Annotated in this window: 13 protein-coding genes and 1 tRNA gene; 11 read left to right on the top strand and 3 right to left on the bottom strand. The window is 68.6% G+C overall.

Features of this window, described 5'->3' with window-relative positions; all coding sequences use genetic code 11:
* Positions 1 to 33 precede the first annotated feature (33 nt).
* The 11 genes from dnaA to ACQEV1_RS01610 all read left to right on the top strand — a co-directional run bounded on the left by dnaA (position 34) and on the right by ACQEV1_RS01610 (position 15,148).
* Entirely contained in the window at positions 34 to 1,791 is a 1,758-nt protein-coding gene (dnaA, locus tag ACQEV1_RS01660) for a chromosomal replication initiator protein DnaA (RefSeq protein ID WP_433390349.1), read from the top strand.
* Between the two features lie 441 nt (positions 1,792 to 2,232).
* On the top strand, positions 2,233 to 3,354 hold the full coding sequence (gene dnaN, locus ACQEV1_RS01655) for a DNA polymerase III subunit beta (RefSeq protein WP_285628967.1): 1,122 nt from the start codon (positions 2,233 to 2,235) through the stop codon (positions 3,352 to 3,354).
* A gap of 56 nt (positions 3,355 to 3,410) precedes the next feature.
* Positions 3,411 to 4,328, top strand: coding sequence for a phosphogluconate dehydrogenase (NAD(+)-dependent, decarboxylating) (gnd, locus tag ACQEV1_RS01650; protein WP_285628970.1), 918 nt, complete (start codon positions 3,411 to 3,413; stop codon positions 4,326 to 4,328).
* Between the two features lie 150 nt (positions 4,329 to 4,478).
* Positions 4,479 to 5,600 carry a DNA replication/repair protein RecF gene (gene recF / locus ACQEV1_RS01645; protein ID WP_285577327.1) on the top strand — a complete coding sequence of 374 codons (1,122 nt, stop codon included), beginning with the start codon at positions 4,479 to 4,481 and terminating at the stop codon, positions 5,598 to 5,600.
* Between the two features lie 19 nt (positions 5,601 to 5,619).
* Entirely contained in the window at positions 5,620 to 6,099 is a 480-nt protein-coding gene (locus ACQEV1_RS01640; RefSeq protein ID WP_285628973.1) for a DUF721 domain-containing protein, read from the top strand.
* Between the two features lie 388 nt (positions 6,100 to 6,487).
* On the top strand, positions 6,488 to 8,389 hold the full coding sequence (gyrB, locus tag ACQEV1_RS01635) for a DNA topoisomerase (ATP-hydrolyzing) subunit B (protein ID WP_433405824.1): 1,902 nt from the start codon (positions 6,488 to 6,490) through the stop codon (positions 8,387 to 8,389).
* A gap of 54 nt (positions 8,390 to 8,443) precedes the next feature.
* Entirely contained in the window at positions 8,444 to 10,960 is a 2,517-nt protein-coding gene (gyrA, locus tag ACQEV1_RS01630; RefSeq protein WP_285628978.1) for a DNA gyrase subunit A, read from the top strand.
* A gap of 49 nt (positions 10,961 to 11,009) precedes the next feature.
* Positions 11,010 to 12,086, top strand: a complete 1,077-nt coding sequence (locus ACQEV1_RS01625; RefSeq protein ID WP_285628981.1) for a DUF3566 domain-containing protein — start codon at positions 11,010 to 11,012, stop codon at positions 12,084 to 12,086.
* Positions 12,087 to 12,195: 109 nt separating this feature from the next.
* Positions 12,196 to 12,272: transfer RNA gene (locus ACQEV1_RS01620), tRNA-Ile, on the top strand.
* A gap of 941 nt (positions 12,273 to 13,213) precedes the next feature.
* Positions 13,214 to 14,005 (top strand): hypothetical protein, encoded by a 792-nt coding sequence (locus ACQEV1_RS01615; RefSeq protein ID WP_433390343.1) that lies wholly within the window; start codon positions 13,214 to 13,216, stop codon positions 14,003 to 14,005.
* Between the two features lie 741 nt (positions 14,006 to 14,746).
* Entirely contained in the window at positions 14,747 to 15,148 is a 402-nt protein-coding gene (locus ACQEV1_RS01610) for a hypothetical protein (protein WP_433390340.1), read from the top strand.
* Between the two features lie 158 nt (positions 15,149 to 15,306).
* Here the strand turns inward: ACQEV1_RS01610 and ACQEV1_RS01605 are convergent, their stop codons facing one another.
* The 3 genes from ACQEV1_RS01605 to ACQEV1_RS01595 form a co-directional block, all read right to left on the bottom strand.
* Positions 15,307 to 15,480, bottom strand: coding sequence for a hydrophobic protein (locus tag ACQEV1_RS01605; RefSeq protein ID WP_285577350.1), 174 nt, complete (start codon positions 15,478 to 15,480; stop codon positions 15,307 to 15,309).
* 95 nt (positions 15,481 to 15,575) lie between these two features.
* Complete coding sequence (locus ACQEV1_RS01600) at positions 15,576 to 15,986, bottom strand: RidA family protein (RefSeq protein ID WP_285628989.1); 411 nt, start codon at positions 15,984 to 15,986, stop codon at positions 15,576 to 15,578.
* A gap of 28 nt (positions 15,987 to 16,014) precedes the next feature.
* Positions 16,015 to 16,539, bottom strand: coding sequence for an XdhC family protein (locus ACQEV1_RS01595; protein WP_285628992.1), 525 nt, complete (start codon positions 16,537 to 16,539; stop codon positions 16,015 to 16,017).
* Positions 16,540 to 16,645: the final 106 nt, after the last annotated feature.

Below are 16,645 nucleotides of genomic sequence, written 5' to 3'. Positions count from 1 at the left end.
CCGCACACCTGACAAGGGAGGGGAGAACAAAGGATGGACGGTCTGGATCTTGCCCTGGTGTGGACCAGGGCGCTCGAGGCCCTTCCGGGTGATCTCCCGCCTCAGCACCGGGCGTGGCTGGCCATGACGCGGCCGCTTGCCCTGGTCGAGGACACCGCTCTGCTGGCGACCCCCAATGACTTCGCCAAGGACGTGCTGGAGAACCGCCTGCGGCCACTGATCACCCAGGTGCTGTCGAACCAGCTCGGCCGCGACATCCGGGTCGCCGTCACGGTGCAGCCCGACCAGCCGCCGCCGGTCGACCGGCCGCTGCCCGCCGAGCCCGAGTCCGACCACGAGCAGCCGCGGCCGTACGCCCCCGAGTCGCCGGGGTACTCCGGCCAGACGCTGCGCGGCCCCGCCGCCGACCCGCGCCCGTACACCCCGGAGCACTACGGCGAGTACGCCGACCGCTACCTGGGCCGTTACGGCGGAGGCCCCGAGGGCGGCCGGGACTACACGGGCGGCTCCGGAAACGCCCAGGAATACGGGCAGGAGTACGGACAGGACTACGGCGGGAGTTCCTCCAGGAACGGCCAGGACTACGGCGCCCCCTACCGCCAGGACCAGCAGCCCCCGGCGCAGAATCCCGCCGAGCCGAAGGGCCCGCAGCGCGACCCGTTCGTCCCCACCCCCGGGTCGGCTCCCGGCGGCGGCTGGCAGCCGCGCCCCTCCGCGGCGCCGGCGGAGAGCAAGGGCACCGGCGAGCACGCGCGGCTCAACCCCAAGTACACCTTCGACACGTTCGTGATCGGCTCGTCCAACCGGTTCGCGCACGCGGCCGCCGTCGCGGTGGCCGAGGCTCCGGCCAAGGCGTACAACCCGCTGTTCATCTACGGCGACTCCGGCCTGGGCAAGACGCACATGCTGCACGCCATCGGCCACTACGCGCAGAGCCTGTTCAACGGCGCGCGGGTGCGTTACGTGAGCTCGGAGGAGTTCACCAACGACTTCATCAACGCGATCCGCGACGGCAAGGCCGACAACTTCCGCCGGCGCTACCGCGACATGGACATCCTCCTGGTCGACGACATCCAGTTCCTGGAGAACAAGGAGCAGACGCAGGAGGAGTTCTTCCACACCTTCAACACCCTTCACAACGCCAACAAGCAGATCGTGATCTCCAGCGACCGCGCGCCCAAGCAGCTCGTGACGCTGGAGGACCGGCTGCGTAACCGGTTCGAGTGGGGTCTGATCACCGACGTGCAGCCGCCGGAGCTGGAGACGCGCATCGCGATCCTGCGCAAGAAGGCCGTGCAGGAGGGCCTGGTCGCGCCGCCCGAGGTGCTGGAGTACATCGCCTCGAAGATCTCCACCAACATCCGTGAGCTGGAGGGGGCGCTGATCCGGGTCAGCGCGTTCGCGAGCCTCAACCGGCAGTCGGTGGACCTCCAGCTCGCCGAGATCGTGCTGAAGGACCTCATCCCCAACGACACCGGCCCGGAGATCACCGCGGCGACGATCATGGCGCAGACCGCGACGTACTTCGGCATCGACATGGAACAGCTGTGCGGCCCGTCGCGCTCGCGCGTGCTGGTGACCGCCCGGCAGATCGCGATGTACCTGTGCCGTGAGCTGACCGAGCTGTCGCTGCCCAAGATCGGCCAGCAGTTCGGGGGACGCGACCACACGACCGTCATGCACGCGGAGAAGAAGATCCGCAAGCTGATGGCGGAGAAGCGCCCGATCTACAACCAGGTCACCGAGCTGACGAACCGCATCAAGCAGCAGGCGCGCAACGGCGGGGCGTGAGTTGTCCCCAGCGGTCCACAGACGTCCACAGGGTCTCCACACCGGTTATCCAGAGACGGTGGATTACACAGGGTGGGGAAAACTCTGTGGATCAATCCGGTGGACAACCATGTGGACGGCGGGGCCGATCCGGTGGATGAGATGGGGATGAACGGTGGACCGTCCGTGGATGAGATGGGGACGCTTCGCGACTGTCCTCAGGCATCCACGGAGTACACAGGCTCGATGCACAGCGCCGGTGGATAGAAACTTGGGGGATGACCTGCGAAGACGAGGGTTTTCCCCAGTATCCACGGCCCCTAAGACTGTGACTGTTGTTCTATCTACTGAAGAGAAAGACAAGAACTAGGGGCTCGCTCGGGGCCACGATTGGGTGAGCCCCGTACGGTCTCATCTGTTCCCACGACCCCAGGTGATCAAAACCTCAGGAGACGGTCCAAAGTGAAATTCCGCATCGACAGGGACGTCCTCGCCGACGCCGTTGCCTGGACCGCGCGCACACTGCCGGTCCGCCCTCCCGTCCCGGTGCTCGCCGGCATGCTCATCGAGGCCGGGGAGACGCTCAAGCTGTCCTCGTTCGACTACGAGGTCTCCGCCCAGATGACGATGGACATCGACGCGGACGAGCCGGGCACCGCCCTGGTGTCGGGCCGGCTCCTCGCCGAGATCTCCCGCAGCCTGCCCGCGCACCCGGTCGAGATCACCACCGACGGGGCCAAGGTGACGCTCAAGTGCGGCACGGCGAAGTTCACACTGCTGACCATGCCTGTGGAGGACTACCCGAGCCTCCCGGCGATGCCGCCCGCGGCCGGCACGGTCGGCAGCGACGAGTTCGCCGCCGCGGTGTCCCAGGTGGCCATCGCCGCGGGCCGCGACGACACGCTGCCGATGCTCACCGGCGTGCGGGTGGAGATCGAGGGTGAGACCGTCACGCTCGCCTCCACCGACCGCTACCGGCTCGCGGTCCGCCAGTTCCGGTGGAAGCCCGAGCAGCCCGACATCTCCGCCGTCGCCCTGGTGCCCGCCAAGACGCTGTCGGACACCGCCAAGTCCCTGACCTCCGGCGCCGAGGTGTCGATCGCCCTCGCCTCCGGCGGCAGCGGCGAAGGCATGATCGGCTTCGACGGCGGCGGCCGCCGTACGACCACGCGGCTCCTCGACGCGGAGTTCGTCAAGTACCAGTCGCTGTGGCCGAAGGAGACCTCTTCGGTCGCGGAGGTGGAGACCGGCCCGTTCGCCGAGGCGGTCAAGCGCGTCGGTCTCGTCGCCGAGAAGAACACCCCCGTGCGCCTGTCGTTCCGGCAGGGCGAGGTGGTGCTGGAGGCGGGCAGCGGCGACGATGCACAGGCTGTGGAAGTTCTCGGTGCCTCGCTGGAGGGCCAGGACATCGACGTCGCCTTCAACCCGCACTTCCTGCTCGACGGGCTCAGCGCGATCGGCTCCGACGTCGCGCGCCTGTCCATGACCACGTCGACCAAGCCGGCCGTCATGACCGGCAAACCGACCGACGACGCCGATCCGGACTACCGTTACCTGATCATGCCGATCCGCCTGTCGAGCTGATCCACAGGTTCACTACGCTCATAGGGGACAGGGGATCCCTTCTGAGGAGAACTCACATGGAACTGGGGATGATCGGCCTTGGCCGCATGGGCGGCAACATGGCCGAGCGCCTGCGTCGGGCCGGCCACACGGTCGTCGGTTACGACCGCGATCCGAAGGTCAGTGACGTCGGCTCGCTCCAGGAGCTCGCCGACCGGCTCAGCGCGCCACGTGCGGTGTGGGTGATGGTCCCGGCCGGTGAGGCCACCCGGGCGACCGTGGAGAGCCTCGCGGATGTCCTCGAGCCCGGTGACCTGGTCGTCGACGGGGGCAACTCCCACTACGTCGACGACCAGGAGCACGCGAAGCTGCTCGACCAGAAGGGCATCGGCTTCGTGGACGTCGGCGTCAGCGGTGGCGTCTGGGGCCTGAAGAACGGCTACGCGCTGATGGTCGGCGGCTCCGAGGAGAACGTGAAGCGCCTCATGCCGGTCTTCGAGGCGCTCAAGCCCGAAGGCGACTTCGGCTTCGTGCACGCCGGCGAGGTCGGCGCCGGCCACTTCGCCAAGATGGTCCACAACGGCATCGAGTACGGCATGATGCAGGCCTACGCCGAGGGCTGGGAGCTGCTCGAGGCCACCGACCTGGTCAAGAACGTGCCCGCGACCTTCAACAGCTGGCGTGAGGGCACCGTCATCCGCTCGTGGCTGCTCGACCTGGCCGACCGGGCGCTGGCGGACGACCCGGAACTGCACAAGCTCAAGGGTTATGCACAGGACTCCGGCGAGGGACGGTGGACGGTGCAGGCGGCGATCGACCACGCCGTACCGCTGCCGGTGATCACGGCCGCGCTCTTCGCGCGCTTCGCCTCCCGGCAGGACGAGTCGCCGGCCATGAAGATGGTCGCGGCGCTGCGCAACCAGTTCGGCGGCCACGCGGTGGAGACGGCCAAGGGCGCCGATTCGCCCGGCGCCGACGTCGACCCGCCGGCCTGATCCACACATGATTCACACACGACGCGGGCGGTCCCCCACAGCGGGCGGCCGCCCGCGTCGTCGTTTCCACAGACCGGCCGGGGTTGTGCACAGCCTGGGGACAACGCGTCGGTGCGGCGAGCGCGGCGCGCAGGCCCTACTCTCGTCTGGGTGTACGTCGCCCATCTGACGCTGCGGGACTTCCGGTCCTATGAGTCCGCCGAGATCGCCCTGGATCCGGGGATCAGCGCGTTCATCGGGCCGAACGGCCACGGCAAGACCAACCTCGTCGAGGCCGTCGGCTATGTCGCGTTGCACGGCAGCCACCGGGTGTCCACCGATGCGCCGCTGGTCCGGCAGGGCGCGCCACGGGCGATCGTACGGGCCGGGGTGGTCCGCGACGAGCGACGCGCGCTGATCGAACTGGAGATCAACCCGGGCCGCGCGAACCGCGCCCGGCTGAACCGCTCGCCGGTGCAGCGGCCCCGCGAGGTGCTGGGGATGCTGCGGACCGTGCTGTTCGCCCCCGAGGACCTCGTGCTGGTCAAGGGCGACCCGGGCGACCGGCGCCGGTTCATGGACGAGCTGCTGACCGTGCGCGCGCCCAGGTTCGCCGGCGTGCGCTCCGACTACGACCGTGTCCTCAAGCAGCGCAACGCCCTGTTGAAGTCGGCCGCCCAGCACCGGCGGGCGCCCGGCCCGGAGGTCATCAGCACGCTGGACGTGTGGGACACCCATCTGGCGCGTACGGGCGCGGAGCTGCTCGGCGCACGCCTGGACCTGGTGGCCGCCCTGCGCCCGCTGGTGGCCAAGGCGTACGGCGCGCTCGCGCCGGGCGGCGTCGCGGACCTGGAGTACCGCGCCTCGGCCGGCGAGGAGTTGTCCACAGACCGCGCCGAGCTGGGGGAAAAGCTGCTGGCCGCGATGGCGGAGGCGCGGCGCAACGAGCTGGAGCGCGGGGTGAGCCTCGTCGGCCCGCACCGCGACGAGCTGCTGCTGAAGCTCGGTGACCTGCCGGCCCGTGGATACGCGAGCCACGGGGAGTCCTGGTCGTTCGCGCTGGCGCTGCGGCTGGCCGCGTTCGAGCTGCTCCGCGCGGACGGCGACGACCCGGTGCTGATCCTCGACGACGTGTTCGCCGAGCTGGACACCGGGCGCCGTGAGCGCCTGGCGGAGCTGGTCGCGCCCGCCGAGCAGGTGCTGATCACCGCGGCCGTGCCCGCCGACGTGCCTGAGCGGCTGACCGGCGCGGCCTACGACGTCGCCGAGGGGGAGGTCACCCGTGTCCGATGAGCCGAGCGATCCACAGCCTGTGGAAAAGTCGGGTATCGAGCTTGCCCGTGAAGCCTTGGCCCAGGCCAAGGCGGACGCCCGCGAGCGCGGGGCGTTGCCGGGGCAGACGCGGAAGAAGCGGCGCCGGCCGGTGCGTGAGCCCGGCCGCGGCGGCGACCCGACGGCGTTCGGGCCCGCGATCCGCGAACTCCTGGCCGCCCGCGGCTGGCAGGAGCGCGCGGCCGTCGGCGGCGTCTTCGGCCGCTGGCCGCAGATCGTCGGTCCCGAGCTGGCCGAACACACCAAGCCTGAGACGTTCGAGGACGGCGTCCTGGTGATCGCCGCCGACTCGGCCAACTGGGCCACCCAGGTGCGGCTCCTCGCGGCCAACCTCGTCAAGCGCCTCAACGAGGACCTGGGCCACGGCACCGTTCAGCGGGTCAAGGTCGTGGGCCCGTCGGGCGGGCAGCGCGGCGGAGGGCGACTGCGCGTGACCGGCGGACGCCGCCCGCGCCCCTGAACGAGCCTTGGGCCGGTCGGGCCCGAGTGCCCGGAGCGCCGTTCCTTGACGAGTTTTCCACAGCTTGTGCGTACCACTTGACAGCGGCGCGGAAGCCGGAAGCTCGACACGATTTCGCCGTCCGTACGCCGCGCGACCCCCCAGACCCAATAGGGGGATTCCCTAGGGGCCGGTTTCGAGGCTCACACGCGCTTACAACGCTCTTCATGGCCCAGACAGGGGGCTGGTCTGGATAGAATAGGAGCGGATACAGGACACGATCGCCGTTGCGGGCCGCCCGTGGATCGGGCGCCCCGCTTGTTGTACGGGGAGCTGCGCGGCGAGTGTCCTCCGGCAGGAGGATCTCCACTTGGCGTACGACGCTAGCTCGATCACTGTCCTAGAAGGCCTGGAGGCGGTCCGTAAGCGCCCCGGGATGTACATCGGTTCCACCGGCGAACGTGGTCTGCACCACCTCGTCTACGAGATCGTTGACAATTCGGTCGACGAGGCTCTCGCCGGATACGCCGACGCGATCACGGTGACACTGCTCGCCGACGGTGGTGTCCGCGTGACGGACAACGGCCGTGGCATCCCCGTGGGCGAGCATCCCGTCGAGAAGCGGCCGGCGATCGAACTCGTCCTCACGACACTGCACGCGGGCGGCAAGTTCGACAGCAAGTCCTACGCCGTCTCCGGCGGCCTGCACGGTGTCGGCTCCGCGGTGGTGAACGCACTGTCCACCCGGCTGGAGGCCGAGGTGCGGGTCGACGGCCACGTGTGGCGTCAGTCCTACACCTGGCAGGGTGCCGAGGGTCCGCTGGCCAAGGGCGAGGCGACCGACGAGACCGGCACCATCATCACCTTCTGGCCCGACGGGTCGATCTTCGAGACGCTCGAATGGAACTTCGAGACCCTCAGCCGGCGCATGCAGGAGATGGCCTTCCTCAACCGGGGGCTGTCGATCACGCTGACCGACGAGCGGCCCGAGCACATCAACGGCGAGCCCAAGACCGTCACGTATCACTACGAGGGCGGCATCGAGGACTTCGTCCGCTACCTCAACGCCAAGAAGGAAGCCGTCCACCAGTCGGTGATCGCCTTCAGCGACGAGACCGACGGCATGTCGGTCGAGGTCGCCATGCAGTGGAGCGGGTCCTACTCCGAGTCCGTCCACACCTTCGCCAACACGATCAACACGGCGGAGGGCGGCACCCACGAAGAGGGCTTCCGCGCCGCGCTGACGACCGTCGTCAACAAGTACGCGCGCGAGCAGAAGCTCCTGCGTGAGGGCAAGGACGACAACCTCGCCGGTGAGGACGTACGCGAGGGTCTGACCGCGATCATCTCGATCAAGCTGGCCGACCCGCAGTTCGAGGGCCAGACCAAGACCAAGCTCGGCAACACCGAGGCCAAGTCGTTCGTCCAGCGCGCGATGTACGAGAACCTGCGCGGCTGGCTCGACGCCAACCCCGGCGAGGCCAAAGAGGTCATCAACAAGGCCACGCAGGCGGCACGCGCGCGCATCGCCGCCCGTCAGGCCCGCGACCTGACCCGCCGCAAGAGCCTGCTGGAGTCGACCTCGCTGCCCGGCAAGCTGTCGGACTGCCAGTCGACCGACCCGGGCAAGTGCGAGATCTACGTCGTGGAGGGCGACTCGGCGGGCGGCTCGGCCAAGGGCGGCCGCAACCCGCAGTACCAGGCGATCCTCCCGATCCGCGGCAAGATCCTCAACGTGGAGAAGGCCCGCATCGACCGGGTCCTGAAGAACAACGAGGTCCAGGCGATGATCACCGCCCTGGGCACCGGCATCCACGACGAGTTCGACATCGAGAAGCTGCGGTATCACAAGATCATCCTGATGGCCGACGCCGACGTCGACGGCCAGCACATCCGCACGCTGCTGCTGACCCTGCTGTTCCGCTTCATGAAGCCCCTGGTCGAGGCCGGCCACGTCTACCTCGCCCAGCCGCCGCTCTACAAGATCAAGTGGGACGCCCGCGGTCAGGACTCCGACTACGCCTACTCCGACCGCGAGCGTGACGCAGTGATCGAGCGGGGCATCGCGGCGGGCAAGCGCGACCCGCGCCCTCGCGACGGCGTCCAGCGCTTCAAGGGTCTCGGCGAGATGAACGCCACGGAGCTGTGGGACACCACCATGGACCCGGAGAACCGCATCCTGCTGCAGGTCACCCTCGACGACGCCGCCCAGGCCGACGAGCTCTTCACCGTGCTCATGGGTGAAGACGTCGAGGCCCGGCGCTCGTTCATCCAGCGCAACGCCAAGGACGTGCGCTTCCTCGACATCTGACGGCGGCGCGGGTTCGCCCGCGCCCCGTACGCCACAAGCTGGAAGAGGTCTTTCGTGACGGACGTTACGCTGCCGCCCGACGGTCCACAGGATCGGGTAGAACCGGTCGACATCCAGGTCGAGATGCAGCGCAGCTACCTCGACTACGCGATGTCGGTCATCGTGTCCCGCGCGCTGCCCGAGGTCCGCGACGGCCTCAAGCCGGTGCACCGCCGCGTGCTGTACGCCATGTACGACGGCGGCTACCGCCCCGACCGCGGCTACTTCAAGTGCGCCCGCGTCGTCGGTGACGTCATGGGTAACTACCACCCGCACGGCGACAGCGCGATCTACGACGCGCTCGTGCGGCTGGCCCAGCCCTGGGCGCTGCGCTACCCGCTGGTCGACGGCAACGGCAACTTCGGCTCTCCGGGCAACGACCCGGCCGCGGCCATGCGGTACACCGAGTGCCGCATGGCGCCGCTGGCCATGGAGATGCTGCGCGACATCGAGAAGGAGACCGTCGACTTCTCGCCGAACTACGACGGTCGCTCGCAGGAGCCCGAGGTCCTGCCGAGTCGCTTCCCCAACCTGCTGGTCAACGGCTCGGCCGGCATCGCGGTCGGCATGGCGACCAACATCCCGCCGCACAACCTGCGCGAGGTGGCCGCCGGCGTCCAGTGGTACCTGGAGAACTACGAGTCCTCCGACGAGGAGCTGCTCGACGCGCTGATCGAGCGCATCAAGGGCCCCGACTTCCCCACCTACGGCCTGATCGTCGGCCGCCGGGGCATCGAGGAGGCCTACCGCACGGGCCGCGGCCTGATCACCATGCGGGCCGTCGTCGAGGTGGAGGAGATCCAGGGCCGCACCTGCCTGGTCGTCAGCGAACTCCCCTACCAGGTCAACCCCGACAACCTCGCTCTCAAGATCGCCGAGCAGGTCAAGGAAGGCAAGATCACCGGGGTCGCCGACGTCCGCGACGAGACCTCGGGCCGTACGGGCCAGCGGCTCGTGATCGTGCTCAAGCGCGACGCGGTCGCCAAGGTCGTCCTCAACAACCTCTACAAGCACACGCAGCTCCAGGAGACCTTCGGCGCGAACATGCTCGCGCTGGTCGACGGGGTGCCGCGCACGCTGCGCCTCGACCAGTTCGTCCGCTACTGGGTCGCCCACCAGATCGACGTCATCGTCCGGCGCACCCGGTTCCTGCTGCGCAAGGCCGAAGAACGCGCCCACATCCTGCGCGGGCTGCTCAAGGCGCTCGATCGCATCGACGAGGTCATCGCGTTGATCCGCCGGTCGCCGTCGGCGGCCGAGGCCCAGACCGGCCTGATGCAGCTCCTGGAAATCGACGAGATCCAGGCGCAGGCCATCCTCGACATGCAGCTCCGCAAGCTGGCCGCCCTGGAGCGTCAGCAGATCACCGACGAGTACGACAAGCTCATGGCGGAGATCGCGGACTACAACGACATCCTCGCCTCGCCCGAGCGGCAGCGCACGATCGTCGGCGAGGAGCTCGGCGCGATCGTGGACAAGTTCGGCGACGAGCGCCGTACGCAGATCATCCCCTTCGACGGCGACGTGTCCATGGAGGACCTCATCGCCGAAGAGGACGTCGTCGTCACGATCACCCGCGGCGGATACGCCAAGCGCACCAAGACCGACCTTTACCGGGAGCAGAAGCGCGGCGGTAAGGGCGTACGCGGGGCGCAGCTCAAGCAGGACGACATCGTCGACCACTTCTTCGTCACCACGACGCACCACTGGATCCTGTTCTTCACGAACAAGGGCCGCGTCTACCGGGCGAAGGCGTACGAACTGCCCGAGGCCGGCCGCGACGGGCGCGGCCAGCACGTCGCGAACCTCCTGGCGTTCCAGCCGGACGAGCAGATCGCCGAGGTCATGGACCTGCGCGACTACGGCGTCGCGCCGTACCTCGTCCTGGGCACCAAGCAGGGCCGGGTCAAGAAGACCTCCCTGTCGGCGTACGACTCGCCGCGTTCGGCCGGTCTGATCGCGATCAACCTCGAAGAGGGCGACGAGGTGATCGCCGCGCGGCTGGTCTTCCCCGAGGAAGACCTGCTCATGGTCAGCAGCGGCGCCCAGGCCATCCGCTTCCCCGCCCGCGACGACGTGCTGCGGCCCATGGGCCGGGCCACCGCGGGTGTGATCGGCATGCGTTTCGACGACGGCCAGGAAGTTCTCGACATGCACGTCGTCCGCGAGGGCGAGGATGTGCTGGTCGCGACGGAGGGCGGGTACGCCAAGCGCACCCCCGCGGACCAGTACCCCCTCCATGGTCGTGGGGGTAAGGGCGTTCTGACCGCTAAGATCGTTGAAACCCGCGGCCGGTTGGTGGGCGCTCTCATGGTCAGGCCTGACGATGAGGTCTATGCCATCACCGCGAGCGGCGGCGTAATCCGTACGCGAGCCTCCGGTGTCAAACAGTCTGGACGCTCGACCATGGGGGTACGTCTAATGAACCTCGCCGATGGTGACAGCGTCGTAGCCATCGCGAGGAACGTAGAGTCCATCGAGGACGCGGACGCAGAGCCGGACACAGGGTCCGGGGAAGGGAGCGACGCGTGAGTGACCTGGGCGTGCACCAGGCGATGCGTCGCTTTCCCGGGGAGGTCATATGACGGCCAACGCCGGCAAGGGCGCAGACGGCAAGCCCGGCCAGCGCTCGACGGGGTCGGATGCCAAGGGCGGCCGCACGCGCAAGAAGGCGAGCGCCGCCAAGCAGCCGAGCGACGAGGTGACCGTTCGGACGGACGCCAAGGACGACACCGACGGCTCCGCGTCGGACGAGGCGGAGAAGACGGTCATCGACAAGGCGGGCAAGAACAACGAGGAGACCGTACGCGACGTCACTCCGCCCGAGCCGGAGACCGACAACGACGCGACGGTGATCGACGCCCTCCCCTCCTCGTCTTCCTCTGCGTCTGAGGATGAGAGCAACCGGACGGCGACGTTCGGGCTGCCGAAAGACGGCGCGTCGGACCGGGCGAAGAAGGACGGTTCGGGCACGAGCAAGCGGGCGATCGAGCCGTCGAGTCGGGACGACGCCGGGAAGAAACCGCAGGAAAGTGGGGAGTCCTTGCCGACTTCGGGTAGGGGCGCGGGCATGGGATCAACGACGCCCCGAAGTTATGGCAGCGACAGGGGGGCCGGTACGCCGTCGTACTCGTCGAGCGGCTCTCTGTCGTCCGCGGCCATGCCGGGCGGCGGTCCGGGCACCGGCTCTGACGCCGGCGCCGCGGCGATCGAGGCCGGTTCACGGACCGGCAAGCTGACCGGAGCGCTGCGCAAATCGGACAAGCCCGGCCGCAAGGCACCGCGGAAGGCGCACCTCCAGGTGGCCCGGTTCGAGCCGTGGTCGGTGATGAAGTTCAGCTTCATCATGTCGCTGGTGTGCTTCCTGGTGCTGTTCGTCGCCGTCGCGGTCCTGTACGTGATCCTGTCGTGGCTGGGCGTCTTCGACGCGCTGTCCGGCACGATCCGCGACCTGACCTCCAACGACCAGGGCAAGAGCGGTAGCCTCAACCCGGCGAGCTGGTTCTCGGCGGCACGAATCCTCGGCTACACCGCCCTGATCGGCACGCTGAACGTCCTCCTCATCACGGCTCTGGCCACGGTTTGGTCGGTGATCTACAACATGGCCGCCGATCTGGTCGGCGGCGTCGAGGTCACCCTCAAGGAGGCCGATCAGTAGTCGCGACTGCGCACCGCCGGGAGGACCAAACGATTACCGGTTTGGGGTGCCGATCGGGTACTGTTTCTCGACGTCGCCTCTTGGTCTTCCCGACCGGGAGCAGCTGCACGGGCCTATAGCTCAGTCGGTTAGAGCGCATCCCTGATAAGGATGAGGCCGGTGGTTCAAGTCCACCTAGGCCCACCATGGTCAAAGCCCCCATCGGATATCCGGTGAGGGCTTTTGACGGCAACGGCTGGCTTTCCGAGTCCCTCGCGGTGACCGGCGTTGTCGCCGCGTGGCCGAGGATCTCTTTCGCATCACTCGGCGGAACCCCGAGCCTCTTGAGCAGTGACGCCGTCGCATGCCGGAGGTCATGCAGTCCTGCCTCCGGCAGGGTCAGTGGTTGGGGTGGAAGCCCGGCGGGGGTGGTACTTCGGGTAGCACTCCGGGCCTACCCGGCCCGCTCCGAGTTGGGGCCAGCCGTGCTCATCTTGACCGCGCCGGGGATGGTCACGATGAACTGCGGCTTCCAGCAGTCAGACTCCTCGATACCGAGCTCGGCTCCACACTCAGAACAGATGCGGTTCGGTCCGTCGAGCCCCGAAGGCCCGCAGCAACCGGTCAGCCGCTTTGCGTCAGGATGGCGCACTGAACCCGTTACGTCCCTGGGGTGCAGAACGAAGCCGCCGTTCCAGGACGGTTTGTAGGTGCCCGCCGCTACCAAAGGCCGGCTGCATTGTGCGTCAGCTGCTGCCCGCGCAAAGCCCCCATGCGGACGTAGGTGCAGCGCACGGCCATATGACAGCAATGGTGACAGCAACAGAGGCAGACAGCCTCGATCACCACGGCTGCCGACGGACGGAGCGGCCTCGGCCATAGCTTGATCACTCGGATCATGATCGAACTGATGAGAATCAGGCCGGTGGTTCAGGTCCACCCAGGCCCACGTGCTGGCCTCGGCTACTCGCCGACCCTTTGGGTCGGCTTCGCCGGGGCCTTCTGTGTTGGCCCAGGGGGCGACCCCCTGGAACCCCCGATGCCGGGCTTCGCCCGGCCGGTCCAAGGCTCGGCCGTCCCGTCCTCACTGACACAGCTTGCTCCTGGGGCTCAGGACCGCCTGGTGGAAGCATGGCGGGATGTCTGAGATGCCCGCGCTGGTGTTCACGCGGTGGCCGCTTGTGTCCGCCGGTGCCGCCGACTGGCTGGTGGACCTCGCCGGTGATGGTCTCACCGGATTCATGCCGCCGCCGCTACCCGACGCGGCATGGGTGCTCAATGCCATGTACGAACACGAGAACGGCCCGACCGATGTGTCCTACGACGAGTACCACCGGGACGGCCTGGACGCCGGGCGCACCGAGCCTCACATCGCCGGGAACATCGATCTCGATTCCATGGGGATCATCACCGGAGGGGGCTTGGGCCGTAATGAGCACCCCGGTCCCGGTTGGCGTCGGCTGCGCTGGACGGAACTCGCGCAGCGCAGCGGCGACCCGGTGGTGCCCGACGGGTCGCTGCCCTCCTACCGCTGCTTTCCCTCTGCCCGCAAGGACGGCAGCTGGCCGATCGGCATCCATCCGCCGACGGAGGGCAGCCTGGACCGCGAGACCTGGAATCGACTGATCGCGCTTCTCACCGCGCACGCGCCGGCCGGCGCGGACACCCGATGTCTGGCTTACTACAACCCGCTCATGCTCGGAGCCATCGACTTCGAGAACCTGCACATACGTGCCGGCCGACTCGGCGACGCCGAGATCCTCTATGACAACCCCGACACCGACTTCAGCCCGTCCAACCTCTGGGCGGAAGACCATTCATGGGTCCTCTGTACCGACTACGACCTGTGGGCCACCAAAGTCGCGGGCCCCGGGCCGCTCGTCGAGGCCCTCGTGACCGACACCGAGATCGAGGCGGTACGGCTGCCCTGGGCACCTTGAGCAGCACCCGAGCGAGACGACCTCAGATCAAGTCCGCCGGCCGCGACCGCCCCCGATGCCGGCATCGCTCATGCGTACGCCCACAGGACCCGTCCCTGCGATACTGCTCGCGTGATCGTCAGGCTCGCCCTTGAGCGAGACGCGCCGGGCTTCGTGGGGCTGGCGGCACAGGTCGAGCACTGGTTCGGTCCCATGGTCGGTGATCCTGGTTTCCACGCCGCCGTCCACAAGCACATCCGCCGGGAGACGGCCCTCGTCGCGGTGTCCTCCAACCGGACCGAACTCCTGGGCGGGCTGCTCATGGGCGCCAAGCCCCCGAAGTACCACGTGCACTGGCTCGTCGTCTCCGAACACGCACGCGCCAGGGCATCGGCCGGGCTCTGCTCGCGGACGCGTTCCGCCGATTCGTCCACAGCCCCGCCACGGTCGAAGTCGTCACCTTCGGCCCCGACCATCCCGGAGCGGTCGTCGGCGGCGCTCGTGCCTTCTACGAACGACTCGGCTTCACCCCGGCGGAGCCCGCGGACCCGGGCCCTGAGGGCGGCTCGCGCCAGGTCTACCGCAGGACCGTCTGATGCGGCCTCTCGGCCGCGGCTGCTACGTTCCAGGACCGCCGAACGGCTCCCGCGCGGTAAGCGTCGTGGACGGACCTCGGGAGTTGTCCACAGGCTGTGGATTTCTCTCGACGTCCAGGGCCGTGGCGTGGTGAACTCTCGGAGCGGTTGGAGGGTCTCCATCGATATGTACTCGCTCGTGGTGCGGTGGCCGGGTGTGGTGTCGGTCGTGGCGTGGGCGGCGATGCTCGTCGTGGCACTGGTCTTCGTCGGGTCACGCGGGAACGTGGGCACGCACACGTGGCTGACCGTCGTCGTCTTCGTTCTGGTGCTCTGTGGCGCCGCCGCGGCCTGGTACCTGGCCTACCGGGCACTCCCGGGCGGCAGACCCCCTGAGAGCGTCGTACGGCTCCTGTACGGGGCCGTCCTGGCCGCCTTCCTCCTCGCGGGTCTTCTGGTCGAGTTCGGGGCGGCCCTGTTCGTCCTGTGGATCGCGTACGCGGCGAGCGTCGCTCAGGTCGGCTGGTACACCGGGCATCTGCGGGGCGAGCGCGCGGCGATGATTTCCAGAGAAATGCCGAACGGATAGTTTCATGTGGCGCCCGGGGTGGTCGCCCTAACCGATACGGGGGCGTTAATTCGCATACCGGAGGGTGTCGCATTTACTCCGGGAAACGGATGAACGCGCCGCCGTCGCATGGCCCGCGGCGACGACGCGTTCTTGTGTTCTTGGTGCGTCGCGCCGGGCTACCAGCGATACCAGCGGCTGCGCGGGCCGCCGGCCGTCCCCGGTCCGCGGAAGACGAAGCCGAGCAGCCAGAGCACCAGTACGGCGAGGGCGATCCACCACAGGACGTGTACCGCGAAACCCACGCCGCCGAGGATGAGGGCGAGCAGGAGAACCGCAATAACAATACCCATTTGACGTCTCCCTTCCGCACTAATTCATCCCCGCCGGTCAGAGAAATGAACCTGTGCGTCGCCGAATGGGGTGATCCTTTCCGCTCGCCGGTTGATTACCGTACGGCCGAATCAGGGCGCAGGGCCACCGCTTCCAGTTCGACGAGCTGATCGGTGTACCCGAGGACGGTCACGCCCAGCAGGGTGCTGGGCACGTCGTGCTCGCCGAAGGCCGTGCGGATCTCCTCCCAGGCGGTGGTCAGGTCCGTACGGCGCGCCGAGGCCACGTACACGGTCGTCTTGAGCACGTCACCCAGGTCGGCGCCCGCGGCGGCCAGAGCGGTCGTGAGGTTCGCGACGCACGCGCGCGCCTGGGCCCGTACGTCGCCGGGGCCGATCGTCGCCCCGCTCTCATCCAGCGGGCATGCGCCCGCGGTGAAGATCAGAGCTCCCGGTGGGGCGACGGCGGCGTAGGCGTACTCGACTCCGCCGTACAGATCGGCGGAACGGATGAGCTGGACGGTCATGTCCTGCAGCGTACGGGCGGCGCCGCGGTCAGAACTCGAAGCCGCCGGGGCGTCCGTTGCGGTCCGCGATCAGGCCGGCGAGCGTCGCGAGGGCGATCTCCGGCGGCGTACGCGAGCCGATGTTCAGGCCCACCGGCCGGTGCACGCGGGCGATCTCCTCCCCGGACACGCCGAGATCGGTGAGCGCCTGGACGTGCGGGCCCTGGTGGCGGGGGTTGCCCATCACGCCGATCCAGCGGACCGGGTGAGCGAGCAGGTCGCGGAGCACGGGGCCGAGCTCGGGGCGGTGGTGGTCGGTGACCACGACATCGGCGGTGCCGTCGAGCCCGTCCGGCGGCGTGGTGACGACCGGGACGTCCGGTGCGGCTCCGGCCGCGCGGTCCGCGTCGGGCTCCAGGAGGACACCGCGATATCCCAGGTCGGCGCCGTACCTCAGAAGGAACTCGGCGACCGGAGAGCCGAACACCGCGACGAGCGTACGATCGGCGGTCTCGCTCGGTGCCTCGCCGTGGGCGACCGCGCACGATGGGTCATGCTCGTGGATCTGCGCCATGTCGCCAGTCTGTCATCGCCTTCGTCCGGGCGAACGGTTGTCCACAGGTCTGTGGACAACCGTGTGGGGAGGGGCGGGAGGCCCGACACGGCCGTGGTCGGAGAGC

It is taken from the genome of Actinoallomurus sp. CA-142502 (assembly GCF_050936355.1).
Taxonomy (GTDB): domain Bacteria; phylum Actinomycetota; class Actinomycetes; order Streptosporangiales; family Streptosporangiaceae; genus Actinoallomurus; species Actinoallomurus iriomotensis.
This window is presented reverse-complemented; position numbering and strand designations above follow the sequence as displayed.

Excerpts from the sequence above, each read along its gene's own strand:
- dnaA (WP_433390349.1), top strand. The coding sequence starts at position 34 with ATGGACGGTCTGGATCTTGCCCTGGTGTGGACCAGGGCGCTCGAGGCC.
- gnd (WP_285628970.1), top strand. The coding sequence starts at position 3,411 with ATGGAACTGGGGATGATCGGCCTTGGCCGCATGGGCGGCAACATGGCC.
- ACQEV1_RS01625 (WP_285628981.1), top strand. The coding sequence starts at position 11,010 with ATGACGGCCAACGCCGGCAAGGGCGCAGACGGCAAGCCCGGCCAGCGC.
- ACQEV1_RS01615 (WP_433390343.1), top strand. The coding sequence starts at position 13,214 with ATGCCCGCGCTGGTGTTCACGCGGTGGCCGCTTGTGTCCGCCGGTGCC.
- ACQEV1_RS01610 (WP_433390340.1), top strand. The coding sequence starts at position 14,747 with ATGTACTCGCTCGTGGTGCGGTGGCCGGGTGTGGTGTCGGTCGTGGCG.
- ACQEV1_RS01605 (WP_285577350.1), bottom strand. The coding sequence starts at position 15,480 with ATGGGTATTGTTATTGCGGTTCTCCTGCTCGCCCTCATCCTCGGCGGC.
- ACQEV1_RS01600 (WP_285628989.1), bottom strand. The coding sequence starts at position 15,986 with ATGACCGTCCAGCTCATCCGTTCCGCCGATCTGTACGGCGGAGTCGAG.
- ACQEV1_RS01595 (WP_285628992.1), bottom strand. The coding sequence starts at position 16,539 with ATGGCGCAGATCCACGAGCATGACCCATCGTGCGCGGTCGCCCACGGC.